This window comes from Cupriavidus sp. 05N39, from assembly GCF_056397325.1.
Genome location: NZ_JBFTNE010000343.1, coordinates 1 through 415, shown reverse-complemented (window position 1 = coordinate 415; position 415 = coordinate 1). Strand labels below are relative to the sequence as shown.

1 protein-coding gene and 1 tRNA gene are annotated in these 415 nt (G+C 71.6%); both read left to right on the top strand.

Annotation, left to right across the window (positions count from 1 at the left end):
* Positions 1–238, top strand: a 238-nt coding sequence (locus tag AC1DN0_RS41625; RefSeq protein ID WP_477146690.1) for a hypothetical protein, incomplete at its 5' end; no start/stop codon positions are given.
* A 73-nt stretch (positions 239–311) separates the two neighbouring features.
* Positions 312–393: transfer RNA gene (locus tag AC1DN0_RS41620), tRNA-Leu, on the top strand.
* The last annotated feature ends 22 nt before the right edge of the window (positions 394–415 follow it).

Sequence of the window (415 nt, the reverse complement as noted above, 5' to 3'; positions counted from 1 at the left end):
GCTGCTGGCTGCCTGCACCACCGCCGCCATGGCAGCGCCGCCGCAGGACCTGGCCGCGCCCGGCGTCAGCGAGGCCGGGCTGGCCACCACCGTGGTCCGCGACCACGTGCAAGAAGGCGAGTTCGTGCCGGCCCGGCCGTTGCCCGGCGATCCCGCAAACCCCTTTGCGCGCACCGTGCTGCGCACCGGCGTGGCCGAGGACGACACCCAGCCGGCACGTCCACTGCCCGTGGAGTGACGGACGGGCGGGTGATGACCTTCCGCTTTGTTGCTCGGCCTGCAACAATGCGCCCCTGCCCAGCGCAGGCCTCGCGAAAGTGGCGGAATTGGTAGACGCCCTGGATTTAGGTTCCAGTGCCGCAAGGCGTGGGGGTTCGAGTCCCCCCTTTCGCACCCGTCATCCCGGCCCCTGGCC